This window comes from Acinetobacter sp. FDAARGOS_515 (genome assembly GCF_003938865.1).
Lineage (GTDB): Bacteria > Pseudomonadota > Gammaproteobacteria > Pseudomonadales > Moraxellaceae > Acinetobacter > Acinetobacter ursingii.
In genome coordinates this window covers 1,469,966-1,491,898 of sequence record NZ_RKIX01000003.1, presented here as the reverse complement: position 1 = coordinate 1,491,898, position 21,933 = coordinate 1,469,966, and the positions used below count along the sequence as shown (strand labels likewise).

The window sequence follows — 21,933 nt, the reverse complement described above, 5'->3', positions numbered from 1 at the left end:
ACCATAATGGAACAATATCAAAATGTCTTTTGCAAAGATTTTAACTCGCGGGGTATTAGGGTTACATGCTCCTTTAATTGAGGTCGAAGTTCATTTAAGTCAGGGGCTTCCCTCACTCACGATCGTTGGGCTAGCAGAAGCAGCGGTACGTGAAAGTAAGGATCGAGTACGCTCTGCGATTATTAACAGTGGTTTTCAGTTTCCAACCAAACGCCTGACCATTAATCTGGCACCAGCGGATCTGCCGAAAGATGGATCCCGTCTTGATCTCGCCATTGCTTTAGGGATTCTGATTGCCTCTGGACAATTGCCTGAAGCCTGTACAGATGGATTTGAATTTATTGGAGAATTGGCTTTGGATGGGCATTTAAGACCCGTCACCAGCGCTCTAAGCATAGCGATGGCGTGTCAACAAGCGCAACGTCAGCTTTTTATTCCTAAGGCGAATCTTGAACAGGTGGAACAGCTTTCTGAATTTCAACTTTATTCAGCCAACCACTTAAAACAGGTCTGTGAACATTTTCTGGGAGTACAGCCTATTCCTGCTCATATCACTCAAAATAACAATCATACTCAAGCTTATAAATATGATCTGATTGATGTAAAAGGACAATTACGGCCACGTCGTGCACTTGAAATTGCCGCAGCTGGAGGACACTCTTTATTATTTAAGGGGCCACCGGGTACTGGTAAAACTTTGTTAGCTTCGCGTCTACCTAGCATTTTGCCGCCGTTATCAACACAGGAAAATCTTGAAGTCGCCAGTATCTACTCGATTGCCAATAATCAGCATCATTTTGGTTTACGTCCTTTTCGAGCACCGCATCACACGGCTTCTGCGATTGCATTGGTAGGTGGAGGCTCACATCCTAAACCCGGAGAAATTACACTGGCTCATTTAGGCGTTTTATTTTTAGATGAGTTACCAGAATTTGATCGCAAAGTGCTTGAAGTATTACGACAACCACTTGAATCTAAAGAAATCGTGATTTCACGTGCATCTCGACAAATTACCTTTCCTGCTAATTTTCAGTTGATTGCAGCAATGAATCCATGTCCATGTGGCTATGCATTTAATCAGGATAGTCGCTGCCAGTGTTCGCCTGAATCAATTCAACGTTATCAAAATCGAATTTCAGGACCTTTGCTGGATCGAATCGATTTACATATTGATGTTCCTCCATTACAAGCCAATGAATTGCAAAATAATGTACCTGTAGAAGATTCTATGACTGTACGTAAACGTGTGATGAGTGCTTATGACTCTCAAATTCAGCGTCAACAAAAAGCAAATTTTGCACTTTCACCCCAAGAATTAGAACAATATGCGGTACTGGATGCGCATGCTGAAAAAATGATGGAAGTTGCGCAACAACGTATGAATTTATCGGCGCGCTCTTATCATCGTATTTTACGTGTTGCACGTACTATTGCAGATTTATCACACAGTCCTAATATTGAAATTACACATTTATCAGAAGCGTTGTCATATCGACAAAAGATTTGATTTACATAAAAAAATGCCTCAACAACGAGGCATTTTTTTGATTTAGATCAATTAAAAAGTTTTAGATAAGGTGAGTACTGCACCTAAATCATATGGTTTTTTACCTGCATCGGTCATACCCGATGTACTAATGTCAGTGCCTACACCAGCAAGTTCAGCCGTAACGCCTAAAATGCTGTATTGCACACCAAATTTATAATCTAGATAGCTATCATCTTCGCCCGGCCCACCTGCAACCACACTTAAAGAATCTTTATCTTTCAACTTGTTATATCCAATAGATGCAATACCAGTAAATCCTGTATCTGCAATTGGAGCACTATAACCTAAATTAAAATACCAGAAATCATCAGTACGCCCCCAGTAATCAGGTGAATAGTTAACGCCTACTGTAACGCTATCGCCTTTTAACAGAGCTTCTGGGAAAATTAACTTCGCATAAACTTCTGTGAAATTCAAACCCGATTTACCATTGTATGGATTGACGGCATTGGTTTTTGAACCAACATAACCATAATAGGTTACGCCCACGTCATAGGTCGCGCTATAGTTTGGATTAAATGCAATTTTGTTAGAATAACCTAAAGTTGCATCAGTCTCAGCAGATACCCCATGTATATTAAAGTCTACACTCGAACCCCATAGTGCCAGATAAGCACCTGATTCATGATTCAAGGTAAAGCCGCCCTGAATTGCTGGATTATTTGAACTTTGAGTCACACCACGGAAACGATAGTCTGTAGTTGCAGCCACACTACCCGCAACAGAAAAACCTGCGACAGATGGTTTATCTTCAGCCATTGCAGCCGTTGAACCTGCGACCAATACGCCTAATGCAACCGCTTTACATGCAAATTTTTTCATTCTGATCTCCCCCATGATCGGATCACTCCGACGGATATTGTGTTTTAAATTGCATCGATTTAGATTTAGCAAATGCTATGCCAACTTTTAGACAGCTCATCTCTTTTATTAAATTAACGCTGCAAAAAGAGCGAAAATTTTGAAGTTCAAGCTATCGACTTTAACCCCTCCAAAATTTGCTTTAAGCACTGCTACAATCGAGATGTAGTGTGAAAAATTAGACTGTAAAATTTCCATTCGTTTTAATACGACTGTCATCATTTTTGTATAAAGGCTTTAATAACGTTAAAACATGTCATTCATGATGAATCAAGTTCAGCCAACTATGTAACAAAAAATGTGAGATAGCGCAGTTTTGGGTCTTTTTCCAACTTTGCATAATAATTGTGCATTTTTTAAGTGCATCTTTGTTTTGTTTAAATAAACTAAAAAATTCCAAAAAATTGATCAAATAAAGTTAACTAAAAACCTGCTATTTCTAAATTGCATATATACATTAGTAAAATAATTTAATGAAAATGATATCTTTTCTATAGATTATCTATACAATTTGTTCATTTTCTGAGTCCTGCTTAGAAACCCATTTAGATTTATTTTTGAGGTATTCAATGCTAAAAGCACAAAAGCTTACTTTAGCAGTTTTGGTTAACGCTGCCCTTATTTCCTCAGCGTATGCAAGTGAACAAAGTGAAGCAAAAGGTTTTGTTGAAGGTGCTAGCGCATCGGTTCTATTACGCAACGGTTTTATTCAACGCGATAAAAAAGATGGCGTTCATGATACTAATTCATGGCTTCAATCGGTCATGCTAAATCTTGAGTCTGGCTTTACCCAAGGCCCGGTCGGTTTTGCAGCGGGTGTCGTGGGTGATTTTTCTTTTAAATTAGGCGATAACTATCATGCAGGTAACAGCATGATTGCGCTAAAAAATGATGGGCAAAAAGATGCCAATGGCCGTGTAGATCCATACGACCAATGGACACGCGGTGGTGGTTATGTCAAAGCCCGCGCATCAAACACAACCTTAACCTATGGTACACAGATTCTTGATTTACCTGTCCTTGCCAGTATGACGACACGTAACGTGCCTGAATATTTTGAAGGGACACTGATCACCAGCCACGAAATTAAAAACTTGGAAGTGGTTGCGGGTAAATTTACAAAAAACCAATTACCTGAACATATTGCATCTGACCAAAACCATTTGGATCGTGCTTATGTCTGGGGCGCAAAATACCAGTTTAATGATCAGTTAAAAGCTGCTTATTATGGTGCTGATCTGAAAGACAAACTTGAACGTCATTATGCCAATGTCAATTATAAGCAAACCCTTGCCAATAAAGATTCATTGACTTATGACTTCAGTGGCTACCACACCAAGTTTGAGCCAGGTACAACCTACTCTGCGACTGGTCCAGCCAATGAAGACAAGAAAAATAATATCTGGGCAGTATCTGCAACGTATAATACTGGCCCACATACAGCTATGTTGGCGTATCAACAAAATACAGGCAATGTTGGCTATGACTATGGTCAAAATGGCGATGGTGGTCAAAGTATTTATCTGCCAAACTCATACCTGTCTGACTTTATTGGTAATCATGAAAAGTCGGTACAACTGCAATACACTTATGACTTTGCGGATTTAGCTGTTCCAGGTCTGTCATGGACAACCGCTTACGTTTATGGCTGGGACATCCGTGTAAATAACTTGACTGATGATGCCAAAGAGCGCGAATTCTTCAATCAGGTGTCTTATAAAGTCCAAACGGGCCCTGCCAAAGATTTAAATATCCGTGTACGTAATTCAATTTATCGTGCCAGTGATGAATATCAAACCAATGCCTATATTGGTGATACCAACGAATGGCGTATCTTTGTTGATTTCCCGATTAAATTCTTCTAATCGGTTAAAACCAACCTGATACAAAAAACCCTACATTGAAATGTAGGGTTTTTCATTTGATTACTCAGAATAAAACTTATTTTTTAGCCGCTTCGATCGCTTTGATCACTTCTGCTTTAGCGACATCAGCACCTTCCCAACCACTGATTTTTACCCATTTACCAGGTTCTAAATCTTTGTAATGAGCAAAGAAATGTTCAACTTGGTTAATCAAAAGCTGTGGAAGATCCGTATATTCTTTGACATCTTTATACAATGGCGACAATTTTTCATGTGGAACAGCGATCAATTTTGCATCGATTCCGCCATCATCTTCCATGTTCAATTTACCCACTGGACGGCAACGAATCACAGAACCCGCTGCAACTGGATAAGGTGTCACGACTAAGACATCTAATGGATCACCATCTTCTGACAATGTATTTGGCACATAACCATAGTTCGCTGGGTAGAACATTGCTGTACCCATAAAACGATCTACAAATAATGCATCTGAATCTTTATCAATTTCATATTTGATTGGCGCAGCATTGGCTGGAATTTCAATGATAACGTAAATATCATTAGGTGCATCTTTGCCCGCAGGGATATTGTTGTAGCTCATAGCAACACTCTTTTAACGGTTAAACCAGATTTAAATCGCGACGATTATAACGGTTTTCTGAGTCAAACTGCGTCGTTTATACAATTTGGCAAAGGATTTTTTCATATTCCTGACCAATTTTAAAACCATCTCTAAACGCCTAGATATTTATGATTTTATAGCAAGCGAATAATCAAAAGTAACAGTGAAATAGGACATAACATCGACAATAACCAGATAATTGAGCGCAAGGTTGCCCAATTAATCAAATAGCAAATCCCGTAAAGGATGCGTAAAATCAGATAAGCAATTCCGAAGGTCATGATAATACTTTGCGGTAAAACCATATACTCCGCCATGAGTATCGCCGCAATAAATAACGGTAAACTTTCAAAACTATTTTGCTGTGCAGCATTGGCACGTGCAGCAATGCCGGTGCTTTTTGCAAGAAATTCACGCGGATTTTGATTATCTTTCGCCTTAAACCCCGCATTAAACTTGGCAATTATGGTAAATACATAAGGCAATAAACATGCTGCCAAAATTAGATAAATAATGCCGTTAATGCCCTGCATAATCTCATTCTCAAGATGTATTTATGGAAAATGCCTTATCATAGCATGGTGTTTTGTATGGAAATTCGCTTAAATAGTGTGTTTTTATAAATAAGATGATCAAGCGAGACCCTACATGAGCAATTCTGATCAGGATCACATGTTCAACATACTGGACAAACAGCGCAAAAACCAATTAAAGGTTGATCGCATCTTGAAGATTGTTCTGCCGCTGACTGCTTTTTTACTCAGTGTGATTTGTGCCAATCTTAACTGGCAATCGACCTTAGGGACGTTTGTGATTTTAACCCTTGCTTTTTTAGCAGTGGGGATCCAACGTCAAAACCTATGGATCTGGTTATTGGTTTTGGTGGTATATTGTGGACTAGATAATTATCTCAGTTTTGGTCAATTTAACTTAATTGCGCTGCGCTTACAGCTGGGTTCAATGCTGCTGTTTACATTGATTATTGGGATTGGGCGACCTTATATCGATCGCTGGTTCATGAAATCCTCAGTTTAATTTTACTCATAAAAAAACGCCTGAACATTCAGGCGTTTTTTTTAATGCTCAGATCAGGCACTTTTACGCAAATCTTTACGCAGGATTTTACCTACATTCGATTTTGGCAATTCATCCATAAACTCCACATAACGCGGACGTTTATAACCTGTTAGATTTTCTTTAGCAAAGCTCAAAACTTCTTCAGTCGTAAGTGAAGGATCTTTTTTCACCACAAATAGTTTTGGTACTTCACCAGATTTTTCATCAGGCACACCAATTGCGGCGACTTCCAAAACTTTTGGATGTTTTGCGACAACTTCTTCAATTTCGCTAGGATAAACGTTAAAGCCAGACACCAAAATCATATCTTTTTTACGGTCTACAATTTTAACATAACCACGGCTGTCCATGATACCAATATCACCCGTACGGAAGAAACCATCAACAGTCATGACTTTTGCGGTTTCATCTGGACGATTCCAATAGCCTTTCATGACTTGTGGACCACGAATCGAGATTTCACCTTGTTCACCCAAAGCAACTTCATTGCCATCATCATCTAAAATCGCAACTTCAGTTAATGGTAATGGAATACCAATCGTACCGCTGAATTCTTCTGATGCAGGTGGATTCGCTGTTGCCACTGGAGAAGTTTCAGACAAGCCATAACCTTCAATGATGTTAGTGCCTGTAATTTTTTTCCAAGCTTCAGCCGTTGACGGAAGTACCGCCATACCACCACCCATCGCCATTTTCAATTTGCTGTGATCCAACTGTTTGAATTCTTCATTATGAACCAATGCATTGAACAAAGTATTAACCGCAGGGAAGAATGAAGGCTGATATTTACGTAATTCTTTAATCACGGCTGGCAAATCACGTGGGTTAGGAATCAGAACATTGGCCTGTCCTTTGTACATGCCATACATGGCACACACCATAAATGCAAAAATGTGATAAAGCGGCAATGCACAAAAAATACGATCATTTTTATCGCCATCTTTGTCACCAAATTTACTTTGGAAGATACCGTCGCATTGCAGCATATTTGCAACAAGATTACGATGGGTCAGCTCAGCGCCTTTAGAGACACCCGTTGTTCCACCTGTATATTGGAGGACAGCCGTATCACTTAAAGTTAAACTTGGACGCTTATAACTGTTTGGACTGATTTTATTCAATGCTGTATTGAATTTGATATGTCCTGGAATATTCCAGTCAGGAATTTGTTTACGTACTTTGCGCAGTACAAAATTAACCAAAGTCCCTTTCAATGTACCCAGCATATCGCCAACTGAAGCGACGACCACATGCTTAACAGGTGTTTTACCAATAATACTTTGATAAACGCTCGCAAAGTTTTCCACAATGACCAGCACTTCTGTACCCGAATCATTCAACTGATGTTCAAGCTCACGTGCTGTATACAATGGATTGACATTAACCAACACCAAACCTGCACGGAATATACCTAAAGCCACCACAGGATATTGCAATACGTTTGGCATCATCACCGCGACACGCGAACCTTTTGCCAAACCCAAACTTTGTAAATAGGCAGCAAATTTACGGCTTGCTTCTTCCAATTCACTGAAAGTTAGGACTTTATCCATAAAGATAAAGGCATCACGTGAACCAAACTTTTGAAAATTACGTTCAAATACATCATTTAATGAAGTATTTTCTGGGGGTAATTCTACTGTTTCTGGAATCCCTGTTCTGTGGTACTCAGCAAACCATATTTTTTCCATAACGCCATTATCTCCAATCAGTAATCCTTAAATCACAACTGTTTATCAACGTGTAAGCTTTTTTTAGCTGATCTGCGCCTACACATTGCATTCATTTCCGCGAATATGGGCTATATATAGCCTAAATATCGCAGCAGATGCCAGAACTATCTCTGAATCAACAGTCTATTTGCTTTTTGATATCCTCGTGGTAAGAGTTGCCCCTTCGTCGCACGTTTACCAGCATACTTGAGGAGATCATCACCTTTTAATTTTAATTGTTGCTGTCCTGCAACCACCTGAATTATTTCATTTAAATTCATAGCTGTCATGGACAAAATCTGTTCTTTGCTATCAAGTTGTATCAACTTGTTACCCTTGCCTTTATTGAGTATTGGCAATTCTGACATTTCAACAATCAATAAACGTCCTGCGGAGCTAAGAATTGCAACATGGGTTGCATCCTGCACAGGAATGAGTGGTAAAGCATGTGCTTGTTCAGAGACGCTCAAGAACGCTTTACCTGCTTTGGCACTGGTATCCAGTTGTTTGACCTGACTCTTAAAGCCGTAACCTGCGCTACTCGCCGCAATCAACTCCTGTTCATCATCGCCAATATAAACCTGTATAAACGACACACCATTGGCTGGCGACAACTTGGAGCTTAAAGGTTCACCCGAGCCTCTAGCAGAAGGTAAATTCGCAATTGGTAATGCATAGCTTCTCCCCGTTTCATCCAGAATATAAGCGCGCTGATTTGATTTACCAACGGCATGACTTAAGTATTGATCACCTGCTCGATAGTTCAGATTTTCTGCATCCACGTCTGCGCCTTTGGCACAGCGAATCCAGCCCGCTTCAGATAAAACCACGGTCACGGTTTCAGCAGGCATGAGATCCTGCTCACGAATTTGTACCGCATCTTCACGTTGAACAATTGGAGAACGGCGATCATCACCAAACTTTTTCGCATCTTCTTTGAGTTCATTAATAATCAGATTTTTCAGCGACTCTGGATTATCCAATTGTTCACGAATCACAGCGGCTCTGGCTTCAAGTTCTTCTTGTTCACGGCGAATTTCCATTTCTTCAAGTTTAGCCAAATGTCTTAGCTTTAACTCTAAAATCGCTTCTGCCTGTATTTCATCAATGCCAAAGTGTGCCATTAACTCTTGTTTAGGCTGATCTTCTTCACGGATAATGCGAATGACGGTATCAATATCCAGATAAGCAATCAATAAACCTGCCAAGATATGTAAGCGTTTTTCAATTTTATTAAGATGATATTGTAAGCGGCGAGTGACGGTTGCCTTACGGATGTCAATCCATTCCAGCAAAATACGACGAATCGATTTGACTTGCGGACGACCATCTGCGCCAATCATATTTAAATTGACACGATAACTGGATTCAAGATCCGTGGTCGCAAACAAATGACTCATCACCGCTTCTGCATCGACCCGATTGGAACGCAATACAATCACTAAACGGGTTGGATTAGTATGATCCGACTCATCACGAATATCACTCACCAAAGGCAGTTTTTTGGCCTGCATTTGATCGGCAATCTGGGTAATCACTTTGGAACCTGACACTTGATAAGGCAAATCGGTAATGACGATTTCACCCTTTTCAATGTGGTAAATGGCTCTTACTCGATAACTGCCCCGACCTGTTGTCTGTATCTTGAGCAATTCATCGCGCGGGGTAATAATCTCAGCTTTAGTCGGTAAATCTGGTGCTGGAATATATTCAGCCAGTTTTTCATCCGATGTTTCAGGGTTACGAATCAGGGCAATGGTGCCTTTGACCACCTCTCGCAAATTATGCGGTGGAATATCCGTTGCCATGCCGACTGCAATGCCCGTCGTGCCATTTAATAAAATATTAGGAACACGCGCAGGCAAATTGACAGGCTCTTTCATGGAACCATCAAAGTTATCCTGCCAGTCACAGGTGCCTTGCCCAAGTTCACTTAATAATAATTCGCTAAACGCTGAAAGCTTAGCTTCGGTATAACGCATGGCAGCAAACGATTTTGGATCATCAGGGGAACCCCAGTTACCTTGCCCCTCAATCAAAGGATAACGATAACTAAACGGTTGTGCCATGAGTACCATCGCTTCATAGCAAGCAGAGTCACCATGCGGATGATATTTACCGAGTACATCACCGACTGTACGTGCAGATTTTTTCGGTTTACCACTATGTTTTAGCCCCAGCTCACTCATGGCAAAGACAATACGTCGCTGCACAGGTTTTAAACCATCACTAATATGTGGCAAGGCACGATCCATGATCACGTACATGGCGTAATTCAGATAGGCTTGTTCAGTAAATTCAGCAACGGAACGGTTTTCTGTCGCATGGTGCGCAAGGCTGGACATATTCGGAAATGATCCTAATCAATTTTTCTATTCATGGATATGCTAAGTGGCAGTGCTTGAGGATACAAGACCCTGTAATCATGCACTGCGTCAAATCATGTCTTATGGACTAAAACTATCCATTTTATGCAGTATGTTCAACCTCTTTTTATTGTTATAAGCCAATCGACTCTAATGTTTTTCCTTGAGTTTCTTCACCGAGAATAAGCACTACTGCTGCCACAGCCAACAAAACCACAGTAAACATCATAAAAACGTGATGAAAACCATTTTGTGCCACCATCATCTGTGTGACCACCAAAGGTGCTGCGATTCCACCTATACGCCCAATCGCGGATGCCCAACCAGAACCAAAAGCACGAATATTGGCGGGATATTGCTCTGGCGTATACGTATAAAGTACGCCCCACGCGCCGAGGTTGAAAAAGGACATTAAGCAACCCCAGAACATAATCATATTGACGCTCTGCGCCTGACCAAAAAAGTAGGCTGAAATCGCACAACCACCAATAAAGCCTGCAAGAGTTATCTTACGCCCCAAACGTTCTACCAACCATGCCGCTGCGATATAACCAGGAAGCTGCGCCAAAATCATAAATAAAACATATTCAAATGACTGAACGATGCTATAACCTTGTTTCACCAACAAACTTGGTAGCCACGTAAAAATCCCGTAATAAGAATAAACGATACCAAACCAGATCAACCATAACATCAAGGTGCGTCGTGCAAACGGTGACGACCATAATTGGATAAAAGAAACTTTGCGCTGCTGTGCAACAGGTTTTACTTCAATTTTTTCAACCACAGCAATCCCAGCTTGTTGCTCAAGCTGTTGCACCAGTTCATGGGCTTCATCAATGCGCCCACGGTTGATCAAATAAGGAATCGATTCGGGTACTTTTTTTATAATCACAAAGACATATAGTGCAGGTAAACCACCGAGCAAAAATGCCATATGCCAACCGAATTTTGGAATGACAAAATAAGAAATCAGTGCAGCCACCAGCCAACCTAATCCCCAAAAACTTTCCAACAAGACGATAAAACGACCACGTACCTGTGCAGGTACATATTCACTGACCAGTGTTACAGCAACAGGGAGTTGTCCACCCAAACCAAGCCCAACGATAAAACGGCAAATCAATAATGACGTCAGGTTGGGCGCAAAGGCACAGGCGGCGGTCGCAAGGCTATACAGCATCAACGTGCAGGCAAAAATGGTCTTGCGTCCAAAACGATCTGCCAATCCACCTGAAAATACGGCTCCGATCGCCATGCCAACAAATCCGATACTCACGATCCAACCGCTTTCCGCAGGGCTCAGCGCCCAATCTTTCACCAATGTCGTCATAATAAAAGCAATGATGCCCGTATCCATCGCATCAAACATCCATCCCAATCCCACCACGCAAAGCAAGGTATAGTGGAACTTGCCAATAGGTAAGTTTTGTACACGAGAGACTAAATCCATAGACTGAGCAACCTTGAATCTTGAGCTTAATTTTTATTGATCGGTAGAATAATAGGTTTTTTTCATCATTAGGTAGATCCTCTTTTTTCATGAAGAAATAAAAAAGAGACTGATAAAAAAATCTAATATAAACGTATTTTTACATCAAAGTTCAAATTATATTTTTAATTTTCAGCATTTAAGTTAAATGTTATGTTTCGGTTTAAGTCAGCGATCATTTCTAAGCTATTTTCAATTATTTTAGCGCTGCTTTGGTTAAATTTAACACCTTTAAATCTTTCAACAAGGGCTGACCGACATTGGCATGAATCGGATAATCCTCGACTTGCATCGTGAGCTGATAACCACGCCTTTGATAAAAAGCCAACAATTCTTTCCGTGCTGAAAGTACAGACATCTTAAAGCAATGAACTGAATATTTTTCGATTAAATAGTATTCCACAGCCTGAAGTAATTGTTTACCGATCTTTTGATTTAAACATTCACATATATAAGCTATTTTCTGACATATGATACGCGAAAACGTCATCTGCAACTGTCCGAGCCAAGAACCATCTAAAAAAATCCGTTTCTGCGATACATTGGATAGAAAATGCTATATGGCGAGTTTTGCAGATGACAATGGTTTTGCCTACTTTTGCCAAAACAAAAGTAGGCAAAACCGAAGGTTAAATTGTTGCCTAAAGATAAAAAAGCTTTGTTGAATCTTATATTTATTAATGTCGATCTGTAGAAGACGCAGAATCACTGTCATCATCCTGATAAATAAATTTCGGCATTTCCAGACCGAAATAAATCGCAATACAACGTAATGCAAAGCCAAAAACCAGTGTGAAAATCACCGTGAGCTCAAGTGACATGCCAATTTCAAGACAGACCCAATAACAGATCACCGCGACAAAAGAAATACTGGCATACAATTCACGGCGAAACACCAAAGGTACATCATTACACAAGATATCGCGCAAAATACCGCCAGACACTCCCGTCAATACCCCTGCAACTGCCGAGACAATAAAACCATGTCCCATTTGCAATGCAATCTGACAACCAATAATGGTAAATCCAATCAGCCCTAATGCATCGAGTAATAAAAAGATATTGCGTAAATGGCGCATCCATTTGGCGATTAAAATGGTGATAAACGCTGCCGCACAAGTCAACATCAGATACTCAGGATGCTTGACCCAAGTCAGCGGATAATGTCCCAACAGTACATCACGTACTGAACCACCGCCAAGTGCCGTCACACAGGCAATCAACATCACCCCAAACCAATCCATACTGCGCCGACCAGCAGATAACGCACCTGTCATCGCTTCAGCCGTGATTGCAATAATATAAATAATGGTGAGTAACATTGCCCTTCATCCACGTCGGGGAAAAGATGGCAGATATTCTACGGTAAACTTATAAGAATTGTGCACAACACTGTTTAAATTTTTTAGCTGAACCACAAATACACGGTTGTTTCATGGTGATGTGCTGATCTGTAGTCGGATCAAGGAAATACCATTGCTCTTTATATTGAACAAAATATGAAAGTTCATGATGAATCTGCTGTTGTGTCCCATCATGATAATGTGCCTTAAACTCAACGGATGCATGGGTTTTGTCTAACTTTGGCTGATGCTGTATCACTTCCAGTTTGAGCCATTGATTTTGACGGCTCCAATCGGCAATAGCGGCTCGATCCAGACTAGCCTGTTGACCGAGTGCTGTCGTTTCGATCAAATAATCAATCTGTTGCTGTGCAAAAGCACTGTAGCGTGAGCGCATAAGCTGTTCAGCCGACTGTGCCACTGCTTGTTTTAAGTGCAAAGGCTCACAACAGTTTGCATAATCACCCTGACCACAAGGGCATTGAATTGCTGAACTCATAGCGCTCTCGATTATAAAAAATTCAGTATGAAAAATAGCCCACTTAAGGGCTATTTCAATAATCACTACTTAACAATACCTAGCTGAAACATCAATCATTTTTCTGCGACGATGTTTCATCTACAATCACATGGACTTTCTCAATTTTATGTCCATCCATGGTGACCACTTCAAAAATATAGCCATCCGCATGAACCTTTTGACCATTTTCAGGCAAACGCCCCAAGTGAAATAGGATATAGCCAGATAGAGTCGAATATTCTTCGGTTTCATTGACCAGATCACGATTCAGCAATAATGAGACATGACGAATGTCGGTTGAGCCTTCCAGCATAAGCGAACCATCTTCCAGACTTTCAGCAATGGCTTCAAGTTCATCTTCATCTGGGAACTCACCTGCAATTGCTTCGAGTACATCGATTGGGGTCACAATACCTTCAATCGAACCATATTCGTTAAGCACAATCGCCATTTGTAGTGGCGCTTGACGTAATTGCTCCATCACCATCAATACCTGCGCATTTTCATGCACAATCACAGGTTCACGTAAATGGTGACTAAAATTAATGGCCCCTGTTTCGATATATTCGTTTAAGACTTTATGGGTAAGCGCAATGCCTTCGATATTATCCAGTTCACCTCTGGCCACAATCAAACGCGAATGAGTCATAGATAACAAGCGCTGTTTTAAGGCTTCGGGTTCTTCTTCCAGATCAATCCATTCCAGTTCAGGCCGCGGGGTCATCACAGATTTAGCAGGTCGCTCCGAAAGCCCTAACACGCCCTGTACCATCACACTGTGGTAAGCGCCATTCTCTTCATCAAACATCTCATCGGCAAAGGCTTGGGTCGCCAGTACATCTTCTTTTTCGTTTTGCGAATTGTCACTACTGCCTGCGCTATTTTTACCACCCAGCATTTTTAAAACCGCAGAGGCTGTCCGATAACGCAAGTCAGTCGTGGTGACTGCTTTTTCCTGATTATGACGCATGGCTTGATTCGCCATTTCGATCAACACGGCAAAACCAATGGCGGCGTATAAATAACCTTTTGGAATATGGAAACCAAAACCTTCCACTACTAGCGAGAAACCGATCATCATCAAAAATGCCAGACACAGAATAACCACGGTCGGGTGTTTATTGACAAATTCCATCAGTGGCTTGGAAGCCCACAGCATGATTCCGACCGCGATAATGACTGCAATCATCATCACGGAAAGATGTTTGACCATCCCTACCGCAGTAATCACACTATCCAGTGAGAATACCGCATCCAACACTACAATCTGTACGATCACCATCCAGAAAGTGGCATGTACTGGATTTTCTTCTTTCTGAAATTGTTTACCTTCCAAACGTTCATGCAATTCCATGGTGCCTTTAAATAATAAAAACACACCACCGAACAGTAGAATCAGGTCACGCCCAGAAAAAGGATGATCAAAAATATAAAATAAAGGACTGGTTAAGGTCACCACCCAAGCAATTGAGGCCAATAAAATCAGACGCATGCCAAGCGCCAGAATCAAACCGACAATACGTGCGGTATTACGCTGCTCAGGAGGTAATTTTTCAGCCAAAATGGCAATAAACACCAGATTATCGATACCCAGAACAATTTCCAGAATCACCAGTGTGGCAAGACCCACCCACGCAGAAGGATCAGACATCCATTCAAAAATCATAGACAAGTCTCCGACTGCGATGTGAGATTGTTCTTATTCTGAGGCAGCGCGATATTTTTCTCGCTAAAAATAAGGCTAAAATTTTGTTGTATAGACAAAGAAAAAACGAAGTGACGACAACCACTACCCATGGGCATAAATTTGTTGTTAAACAGGTTTTCAGTATAGGCAAGATTTTTTAAAAATTCATCTTTTTTTAAATCATCATTAGATGTCCGTCACCAACCCGATACAAAGCCTTGCAAAGTTTATGCACCACACGCATAAAGTTGTCATATTTCTTGCTTAATGTAGTGAAGTAGAAATGAACGTGATAAGGTAAAACGAAAACGAGATGAATAGCGTAGTAGAAATGACAGCAGATCTGAATGTAACTGTAAAAACAACTCAACCTTTAATTGCTTTATATTGTGGATCACGTAGCGGAAACAAACCGATTTATCGAGAAAAAGCCATTGAGCTGGCGCAGGGTATTGCTGAACAGGGCTTTGGCATTGTGTATGGCGGTGCCAGTATTGGGCTCATGGGACAAGTCGCCGATACAGTACTGGAACATCATGGTGAAGTGGTCGGTGTCATTCCAGAGTTTATGCTGGATTATGAAGTAGCACATGCGCAATTAACCGAATTGCATGTAGTACACACCATGCATGAACGTAAGTCCATGATGGCCGATCGTGCTAGCGCTTTTGTTGCACTCCCAGGTGGTTTAGGCACGTTTGAAGAAATTCTGGAAATTGCCACGTGGGGCCAATTGAACCAGCATCAAAAACCCATGATTTTATATAACGTGAATGGTTTCTATAATGCCTTGATCGCTCAACTTGACCATGCCGTTCAGGAAGGTTTTTTACCTCCTCAACATCGTGCCAAGCTGATCGTCTGTCACTGTATCGAAGAAATTTACACTACCATTAAAAACTTAAACCAACCAAGTCGTTTTGTAGTTTAAGGTTGCTCATTTGATCGAAATGATACATGCGGATTTTTAAAAATCCGCATGTTATTTAAAAGAACCCAATAAAAATAAAAACGTAATGCTTCAACAGCAGTCCAACAACCTTTTATCTGATTTTATGCTACTTTTAGGCAAAGCCCTCTGGATTTGTCTTCACGTCAATGAATGCTGCACCTACGTATCAAAAATTACAGCCTGAATTTCGATTATTGGTATTTCTGGTTTCCATCGGTTTTTTTATGCAGGCGCTGGATACCACCATCGTCAACACGGCTATTCCTTCAATGGCGCACCATCTCAATGAAGATCCGCTACGAATGCATGCTGTGGTGGTTGCCTATGTATTAACCGTTGCAGCGTGTATTCCTTTGAGTGGCTGGCTGGCAGATCGTTTTGGTGTAAGAAATACTTATTTTGCTGCAATTATTATCTTTACGATGGCATCGCTCGGCTGTGGGCTTTCGCAAACACTCAATCAATTAATTTTATTTCGAATCCTGCAAGGGGTTGGAGGTGCATTATTGCTGCCCGTCGGGCGACTGGCCATGCTGAAACTGATTCCACGTACCCAGTTTTTGGCGGCGATGAGTTTAATGAGTCTTGCTGGACTGATTGGCCCACTCATTGGTCCTACACTCGGCGGTTGGTTAGTGGAGGTTGCCACATGGCACTGGGTGTTCCTAATCAATATCCCAATGGGCATCTTAGGTATTCTGGTCACTTTCAAAGCCATGCCCAATGCCACTGAACCTACAGTCAAAGCATTTGATTTCAGTGGTTTTGTCTTGTTAGTGTTCGCAATGGTCGGCCTCTCTTTAGGCATTGAGCATTTGGCCAGCCGTGAATATTCCAAATGGTTCAGTATTGGTTTACTAAGTACAGGATTCATTGCGGCTTTAATTTACGCCCATCATGCACATACCCATCAAAATGCGCTGTTTCGTAGTGATTTATTTAAAAACAAAATTTATGCGATTGGTGTATTAGGCAATTTTTTTGCACGTTTTGGTGGCAATGCCGTACCTTTTATTCTGCCTTTGATGCTACAGGTGGCTTTTGGCTTTGAACCTTTTTATACGGGTTTACTCATGATCCCTTTGGTGCTTGGGTCTTTATTTTCAAAGCCTATTATTCGCCCCATTATTCAAAAATTTGGCTATCGTCATGTATTGCTTACCAATACTATTTTGGTCGGTGCTTGTATTGCCAGTTTCGCCCTGATGACAGCAGAGACGCCTATCTGGCTACGTGCCATTCATTTCTTTATTTTTGGCACTTTAAATTCCATCCAATTTGTATCGATGAATACCTTAACCCTGAAAGACTTATCTCAGCATGATGCCAGTAGTGGTAATAGTTTTTTATCGATGATCATGATGCTATCGATGAGTATCGGGGTCGCACTGGCAGGTACATTGATTAATTTTTTTACCCAATATTTTGGAACTCAGCATCTCACCACAGCATTCCATGCGTCTCTGATTTGTTTGGGATGTATCAATATTATTACTGCGCTGGTGTTCTCGCGTATTCCACCTAACACGTCCGTTTAAATAGATTGCATTTTCATCATGGTATATCTTTTGGGTTCAAGCTAAGATGTAAATTCAATGATTAATCTTATTGCTATGCCAAAAACGATCAGCTCTCGAACATCTGCATATATCCCCTATTTGGGTGGAGGACTGGCCGCTGTTGTCATGGCAGCCTTGCTATATGTCGGGGTGTTTTATCATCGTCAGGCATCTGCGCAGGATTATCCAGTACAAGGATTTGATTTATCGCATCATCAAGGTGATATTCAATGGTCGAAAATTTCTCCTGAGAAATTTCAGTTTGTGTATTTAAAGGCAACTGAAGGTGGTGACTTTAAGGATTCTAAATTTCAGGAAAATTGGCTTAAAGCGCGGGAACGTGGCTTTCATGTCGGTGCGTATCATTTTTATCGCCTCTGTCGTAATGGACAAATTCAGGCGCAAAATTTTATTGAAACTGTGCCGAAAAAACTCGATGCACTTCCTCCTGTAATTGATCTGGAATATGACAGTAACTGTATTAATACCTATACCAAAGAGCAGTTACTTGAAGAAATCAAAGTAATGCATGATCTTTTAAAAAAGCATTATGCTAAACAACCGATTTTTTATGTTTCAAAAAGCTTCTATCACATTGTATTGCTTGGAAGTTTTAAAGATACCCCTCTTTGGATTCGTGATTATCAGGAAAAACCGCAACTGAAAGATCAACGCGACTGGATGTTTTGGCAACATACCAATCAGGGGAAGATTCAAGGCATTACCAAACCAGTGGATTTAAATGTGTTCTCAGGCTCGCAGCGCCAATGGCAATATTTTATCGAGCAAAATAAACAAGCGCCAAAACCATGAGTATGCGTAAAATCATTCATATCGATATGGATGCGTTCTATGCCTCAGTCGAGTTACGTGAACGCCCAGAGCTAAAGCATTTGCCTGTGGTAATTTCATCACACCATCCACGAGCCGTAATTGCGGCTGCATCGTATCCTGCACGTGAATTTGGTTTACGTTCGGCTATGTCAATGGGACAGGCCCGTAAACTTTGTCCTGATGTCATCGTGATTGAGCCTAATTTTGAAAAATATCGCGCTGTTTCAGCACAAATTCATCAGATCTTTCAGCAATATACAGCAATCATTGAACCCTTATCTCTGGATGAAGCTTATCTCGATGTCACTGAAAATTTTAAAAATCTTCCCAGTGCTACCGATGTTGCGATTCAAATTCGTCAAGATATTTTGAAAGTCACAGGACTTACAGCTTCGGCGGGTGTCGCCCCAAATAAGTTTTTAGCCAAAATTGCCTCAGACTGGAATAAACCTGATGGCTTATGTGTGATTAAACCGAGTCAGGTGCAGGCTTTTATTCAGGACTTGCCCTTAAAAAAAATTCCGGGAGTTGGCCGGGTCACACAGGAAAAATTACAACAGCTTCAGCTTGAAACACTGGGCGATTTGCAACAAATTGAGGAAAATGTACTGATCCACCATTTTGGTAAATATGGAAAACAATTGTTTCTCTATGCACAAGGCATTGATCATCGGACAGTGCAGGCTGAACGGGAACGTCAGCAAATATCCAAAGAAACCACTTTTGATGGCGATTTATATCTGAATGAATGTCTGGCCTATTGGCCGCCACTGGCTGAAAAAGTCTGGAATAATCTACAACACAAACAACTGACTGCACGTGGTGTCAGTATTAAACTTAAACTCAAAAACTTTCAAATCTATCAGCACAGTAAAAGCTTTAAACGCCCGATTCAGTCATTTGCAGAACTTTTGGATATTTTACAGGTTCTGCTTTATGAAATGCATTTACCTGCCGAATTTCAATACCGTCTGATCGGTATGGGCGTCTATCAACTCGCCCCTCAAGCTGATGAAAATCAATTGTCACTTTGGTGATCTGCCGTTTTTTTATTCAAATGTGCAAAAAATCAACCTTTATCCCTTTCACTTCTGTTTTATTTTAGAGTAATCTAGCCTCGCAAATGCATTTACCCATGTATCTGCGGTTATGCTAAAACCTTACCTTTATTTTTAGCATGCTGTCCTGTAGTGAGCGCGACGAAAAAATCCGAATATTACAGGGCAACTGGTTTTAAAAAACATGGGATCCCTCTTGCATGCCCGCATCTTATTCTCCTCCCTCGCAAGCGCAACGCGCTCGTAAAGCCGCATTTAGTAGTTTCATTGGTGCTGTGGTCGATTGGTACGATTTTCTTCTTTACGGTATTGTTGCTGCACTGGTTTTTAATCATCAATTTTTCCCCAATGTCAGTCCTGCAATTGGCACATTGGCTGCATTTGCGACTTTTGGTGTCGGTTTCTTATTTCGTCCACTCGGTGGAATCGTTTTTGGTCATTTTGGTGACCGTCTAGGTCGTAAAAAGATGCTGTTTCTCACAGTGTTTTTGATGGGTACTGCAACCGTTTTGATCGGTTTACTGCCTAACTTTGCAAGTATTGGCTGGTGGGCGCCTGTATTGCTGGTTTTACTTCGTGCTATTCAAGGATTTGCTGTTGGCGGTGAATGGGGTGGAGCTGCGCTCATGGCTGTTGAAAGCGCGCCCAAAGGCCGTAAGGCTTTATATAGCAGCGGTGTACAGATCGGTTATGGGGTTGGGCTCATGCTAGCTACAGGCAGTGTCTCATTGGTCATCTATCTATTTGGTCAGGATGCTTTTGCAGACTGGGCATGGCGTATTCCTTTTCTAGCGAGCATCATTTTGGTTTTATTTGCCTTATGGGTGCGGGGCGGTCAGGAAGAATCACAAGAATTTTTGGAAAATGTCGTCAAAGCGAAACAACAACCTGCAAAAATTCCATTGTTTGAAGCAGTTCGTCAAAACCCCAAAGGCTTTTTTTACATTATCGCTTTGCGTTTGGCTGAACTACTGACCATGTATCTGGTCACCACCTTTGCCTTAAACTATTCCACGAAAAATTTGGGCATGTCCTCCAGTTTATTTTTAAATATTGGTCTGATGGTCGGCGCGATTAGCTGTTTTACCATTCCTTTTTTTGCCCATATTTCTGATCGCTTTGGTCGTCGTCGTATGTGCGTGATGGGTGGATTAATCGGAGCAGCGTGTGCTTTTCCATTTTTCTTTGCCTTAGAAAGTGGCTCAACACTCTGGATTGTACTCTTTGCAATTTTGTTGGCCAACCTTTCTCACGATATGGTGGTCAGTGTACATCAGCCTATTTTTACAGAATTATTTGGTACAGCTTATCGCTATAGCGGTGCGGGTGTCGGTTATCAGGTGGCCAGTATTGTAGGTGGAGGTTTCACGCCTTTTATTGCCGCAGCACTGGTGACACTGGCACATGGACAATGGCACTATGTTGCTGTTTATTTAACGGTAGGTTGTTTACTCACGACTTTGGTTGCAGCCCGAATGAAAGCCCACGTACAATCAGATGTATCTTCTGAATATATACAGGCAAAATAAATGAGCGTTCAACGTTTACATGTCAGCAAACGTTTTTCTGAAATTGCAATTTCAGGCAATCTTGTGCATCTAGCGGGTCAGCTTGCGGAAGATTTGAGTTTGGCTATTCGAGGTCAAACCCAACAAACACTCGACTTGATCGATCGATTTCTGGCAGATGCAGGCACAGATAAAAGTCATATCCTATCTGTGATGATCTTTCTGAAAGACATCGAAAATGACTACGCAGGCATGAACGAGATCTGGGATGCATGGTGCGCAGATATCCAAGCGCTTCCACGTACCTGTGTCGAAGCAAAAATGTATCGCCCAGATGTTCTAGTTGAAATGACCGTGGTTGCCGTTAAACCTTAAGATTGCTGACGGTATCAAGCTTAAAATTGCGCTGTTGAACAGGCAATGTAGTCAGCGAATGAGGTTGTGAATAGCGTGTGAGCAGTTCACATTCAAATTGCTCACGCAGCTCATTTAATTCTGGCACAGTGTCATAACGAATGACCCGATAGCCTGCTAATTCCAATAATCGGTCCTGATAATAATCAGCATGAATGCGTCTGGCATGGCTTAAATCAGCAAAAGCCACTATCGCAAAGACCTGATAATTTTTATCCAATAACACAAAGTCAGCCACCATAGATTGATACTTACTCCGCGTTCTTAAAAACTTTGTCGTGAGTAAGGCATCAAATGAAACTCGCGCCAATACCGTGAACTCTGGAAATATTTGTTTTAAGCGTGAAAAAAATAGTTGTTCATGACTGCTCATCACAGCACGACGTTTTAAGGCACTGTCATAAATTTGTTCACGCTTGAGCCCTTTATAGGCCATCACTGAAATCAGCAATAATATGCCAATTGCTAAAAAGTAATACATGAGAATCAATCCTTTAATATTTTTTATAGT

At 41.1% G+C, this 21,933-nt stretch carries 20 protein-coding genes; 9 read left to right on the top strand and 11 right to left on the bottom strand.

Annotation, left to right across the window (positions count from 1 at the left end; all coding sequences use genetic code 11):
* The first annotated feature begins 22 nt into the window (after nt 1-22).
* Nucleotides 23-1,507 carry a YifB family Mg chelatase-like AAA ATPase gene (locus EGS47_RS08560; RefSeq protein ID WP_005001768.1) on the top strand — a complete coding sequence of 495 codons (1,485 nt, stop codon included), beginning with the start codon at nt 23-25 and terminating at the stop codon, nt 1,505-1,507.
* 51 nt (nt 1,508-1,558) lie between these two features.
* Here the strand turns inward: EGS47_RS08560 and EGS47_RS08555 are convergent, their stop codons facing one another.
* Nucleotides 1,559-2,371: a TorF family putative porin gene (locus tag EGS47_RS08555; protein ID WP_010588817.1), complete on the bottom strand. Its 813-nt coding sequence runs from the start codon at nt 2,369-2,371 to the stop codon at nt 1,559-1,561.
* A gap of 608 nt (nt 2,372-2,979) precedes the next feature.
* On the opposite strand from EGS47_RS08555, the gene EGS47_RS08550 reads away from it, so the two are divergent.
* Nucleotides 2,980-4,275 (top strand): OprD family outer membrane porin, encoded by a 1,296-nt coding sequence (locus EGS47_RS08550; protein WP_005001763.1) that lies wholly within the window; start codon nt 2,980-2,982, stop codon nt 4,273-4,275.
* A gap of 76 nt (nt 4,276-4,351) precedes the next feature.
* On the opposite strand, the gene ppa is transcribed toward EGS47_RS08550, so the two are convergent.
* Entirely contained in the window at nt 4,352-4,879 is a 528-nt protein-coding gene (gene ppa / locus EGS47_RS08545) for an inorganic diphosphatase (RefSeq protein ID WP_004995387.1), read from the bottom strand.
* Between the two features lie 155 nt (nt 4,880-5,034).
* Complete coding sequence (locus tag EGS47_RS08540; RefSeq protein ID WP_005001756.1) at nt 5,035-5,433, bottom strand: MAPEG family protein; 399 nt, start codon at nt 5,431-5,433, stop codon at nt 5,035-5,037.
* A gap of 115 nt (nt 5,434-5,548) precedes the next feature.
* Here EGS47_RS08540 and EGS47_RS08535 point away from each other — a divergent pair, with 115 nt between their 5' ends.
* Nucleotides 5,549-5,935: a hypothetical protein gene (locus EGS47_RS08535; protein ID WP_005001754.1), complete on the top strand. Its 387-nt coding sequence runs from the start codon at nt 5,549-5,551 to the stop codon at nt 5,933-5,935.
* Between the two features lie 53 nt (nt 5,936-5,988).
* Here the strand turns inward: EGS47_RS08535 and EGS47_RS08530 are convergent, their stop codons facing one another.
* The 7 genes from EGS47_RS08530 to EGS47_RS08500 form a co-directional block, all read right to left on the bottom strand.
* Entirely contained in the window at nt 5,989-7,668 is a 1,680-nt protein-coding gene (locus tag EGS47_RS08530; RefSeq protein WP_005001752.1) for a long-chain-fatty-acid--CoA ligase, read from the bottom strand.
* A gap of 146 nt (nt 7,669-7,814) precedes the next feature.
* Nucleotides 7,815-10,034, bottom strand: coding sequence for a DNA topoisomerase IV subunit A (gene parC / locus EGS47_RS08525; RefSeq protein ID WP_005001751.1), 2,220 nt, complete (start codon nt 10,032-10,034; stop codon nt 7,815-7,817).
* Between the two features lie 154 nt (nt 10,035-10,188).
* Complete coding sequence (locus tag EGS47_RS08520; protein WP_005001749.1) at nt 10,189-11,508, bottom strand: MFS transporter; 1,320 nt, start codon at nt 11,506-11,508, stop codon at nt 10,189-10,191.
* Nucleotides 11,509-11,743: 235 nt separating this feature from the next.
* On the bottom strand, nt 11,744-11,905 hold the full coding sequence (locus tag EGS47_RS18645) for a hypothetical protein (RefSeq protein ID WP_228128593.1): 162 nt from the start codon (nt 11,903-11,905) through the stop codon (nt 11,744-11,746).
* Between the two features lie 319 nt (nt 11,906-12,224).
* Nucleotides 12,225-12,869 (bottom strand): trimeric intracellular cation channel family protein, encoded by a 645-nt coding sequence (locus EGS47_RS08510; RefSeq protein ID WP_004995394.1) that lies wholly within the window; start codon nt 12,867-12,869, stop codon nt 12,225-12,227.
* A gap of 49 nt (nt 12,870-12,918) precedes the next feature.
* Complete coding sequence (locus tag EGS47_RS08505; RefSeq protein ID WP_005001743.1) at nt 12,919-13,389, bottom strand: YchJ family protein; 471 nt, start codon at nt 13,387-13,389, stop codon at nt 12,919-12,921.
* Nucleotides 13,390-13,480: 91 nt separating this feature from the next.
* Nucleotides 13,481-15,076 carry a TerC family protein gene (locus EGS47_RS08500; protein WP_005001741.1) on the bottom strand — a complete coding sequence of 532 codons (1,596 nt, stop codon included), beginning with the start codon at nt 15,074-15,076 and terminating at the stop codon, nt 13,481-13,483.
* Between the two features lie 334 nt (nt 15,077-15,410).
* Between EGS47_RS08500 and EGS47_RS08495 the strand changes: the two genes are divergently transcribed.
* The 6 genes from EGS47_RS08495 (at nt 15,411) to EGS47_RS08470 (ending at nt 21,383) form a co-directional block, all read left to right on the top strand.
* Nucleotides 15,411-16,028: a TIGR00730 family Rossman fold protein gene (locus tag EGS47_RS08495; RefSeq protein WP_005001740.1), complete on the top strand. Its 618-nt coding sequence runs from the start codon at nt 15,411-15,413 to the stop codon at nt 16,026-16,028.
* Between the two features lie 167 nt (nt 16,029-16,195).
* Nucleotides 16,196-17,587 carry a multidrug transporter subunit MdtD gene (gene mdtD, locus EGS47_RS08490; RefSeq protein WP_005001739.1) on the top strand — a complete coding sequence of 464 codons (1,392 nt, stop codon included), beginning with the start codon at nt 16,196-16,198 and terminating at the stop codon, nt 17,585-17,587.
* Nucleotides 17,588-17,662: 75 nt separating this feature from the next.
* Complete coding sequence (locus tag EGS47_RS08485) at nt 17,663-18,421, top strand: GH25 family lysozyme (RefSeq protein WP_035271854.1); 759 nt, start codon at nt 17,663-17,665, stop codon at nt 18,419-18,421.
* A 2-nt stretch (nt 18,422-18,423) separates the two neighbouring features.
* Nucleotides 18,424-19,479: a DNA polymerase IV gene (gene dinB, locus EGS47_RS08480; protein WP_035271762.1), complete on the top strand. Its 1,056-nt coding sequence runs from the start codon at nt 18,424-18,426 to the stop codon at nt 19,477-19,479.
* A 221-nt stretch (nt 19,480-19,700) separates the two neighbouring features.
* On the top strand, nt 19,701-21,029 hold the full coding sequence (gene shiA, locus EGS47_RS08475; protein ID WP_005001735.1) for a shikimate transporter: 1,329 nt from the start codon (nt 19,701-19,703) through the stop codon (nt 21,027-21,029).
* Nucleotides 21,030-21,383 carry a RidA family protein gene (locus EGS47_RS08470; protein WP_005001731.1) on the top strand — a complete coding sequence of 118 codons (354 nt, stop codon included), beginning with the start codon at nt 21,030-21,032 and terminating at the stop codon, nt 21,381-21,383.
* On the opposite strand, the gene EGS47_RS08465 is transcribed toward EGS47_RS08470, so the two are convergent.
* Complete coding sequence (locus tag EGS47_RS08465) at nt 21,373-21,903, bottom strand: DUF2726 domain-containing protein (protein ID WP_004995408.1); 531 nt, start codon at nt 21,901-21,903, stop codon at nt 21,373-21,375. The two genes, EGS47_RS08470 and EGS47_RS08465, sit on opposite strands and share 11 nt — an antisense overlap.
* Nucleotides 21,904-21,933: the final 30 nt, after the last annotated feature.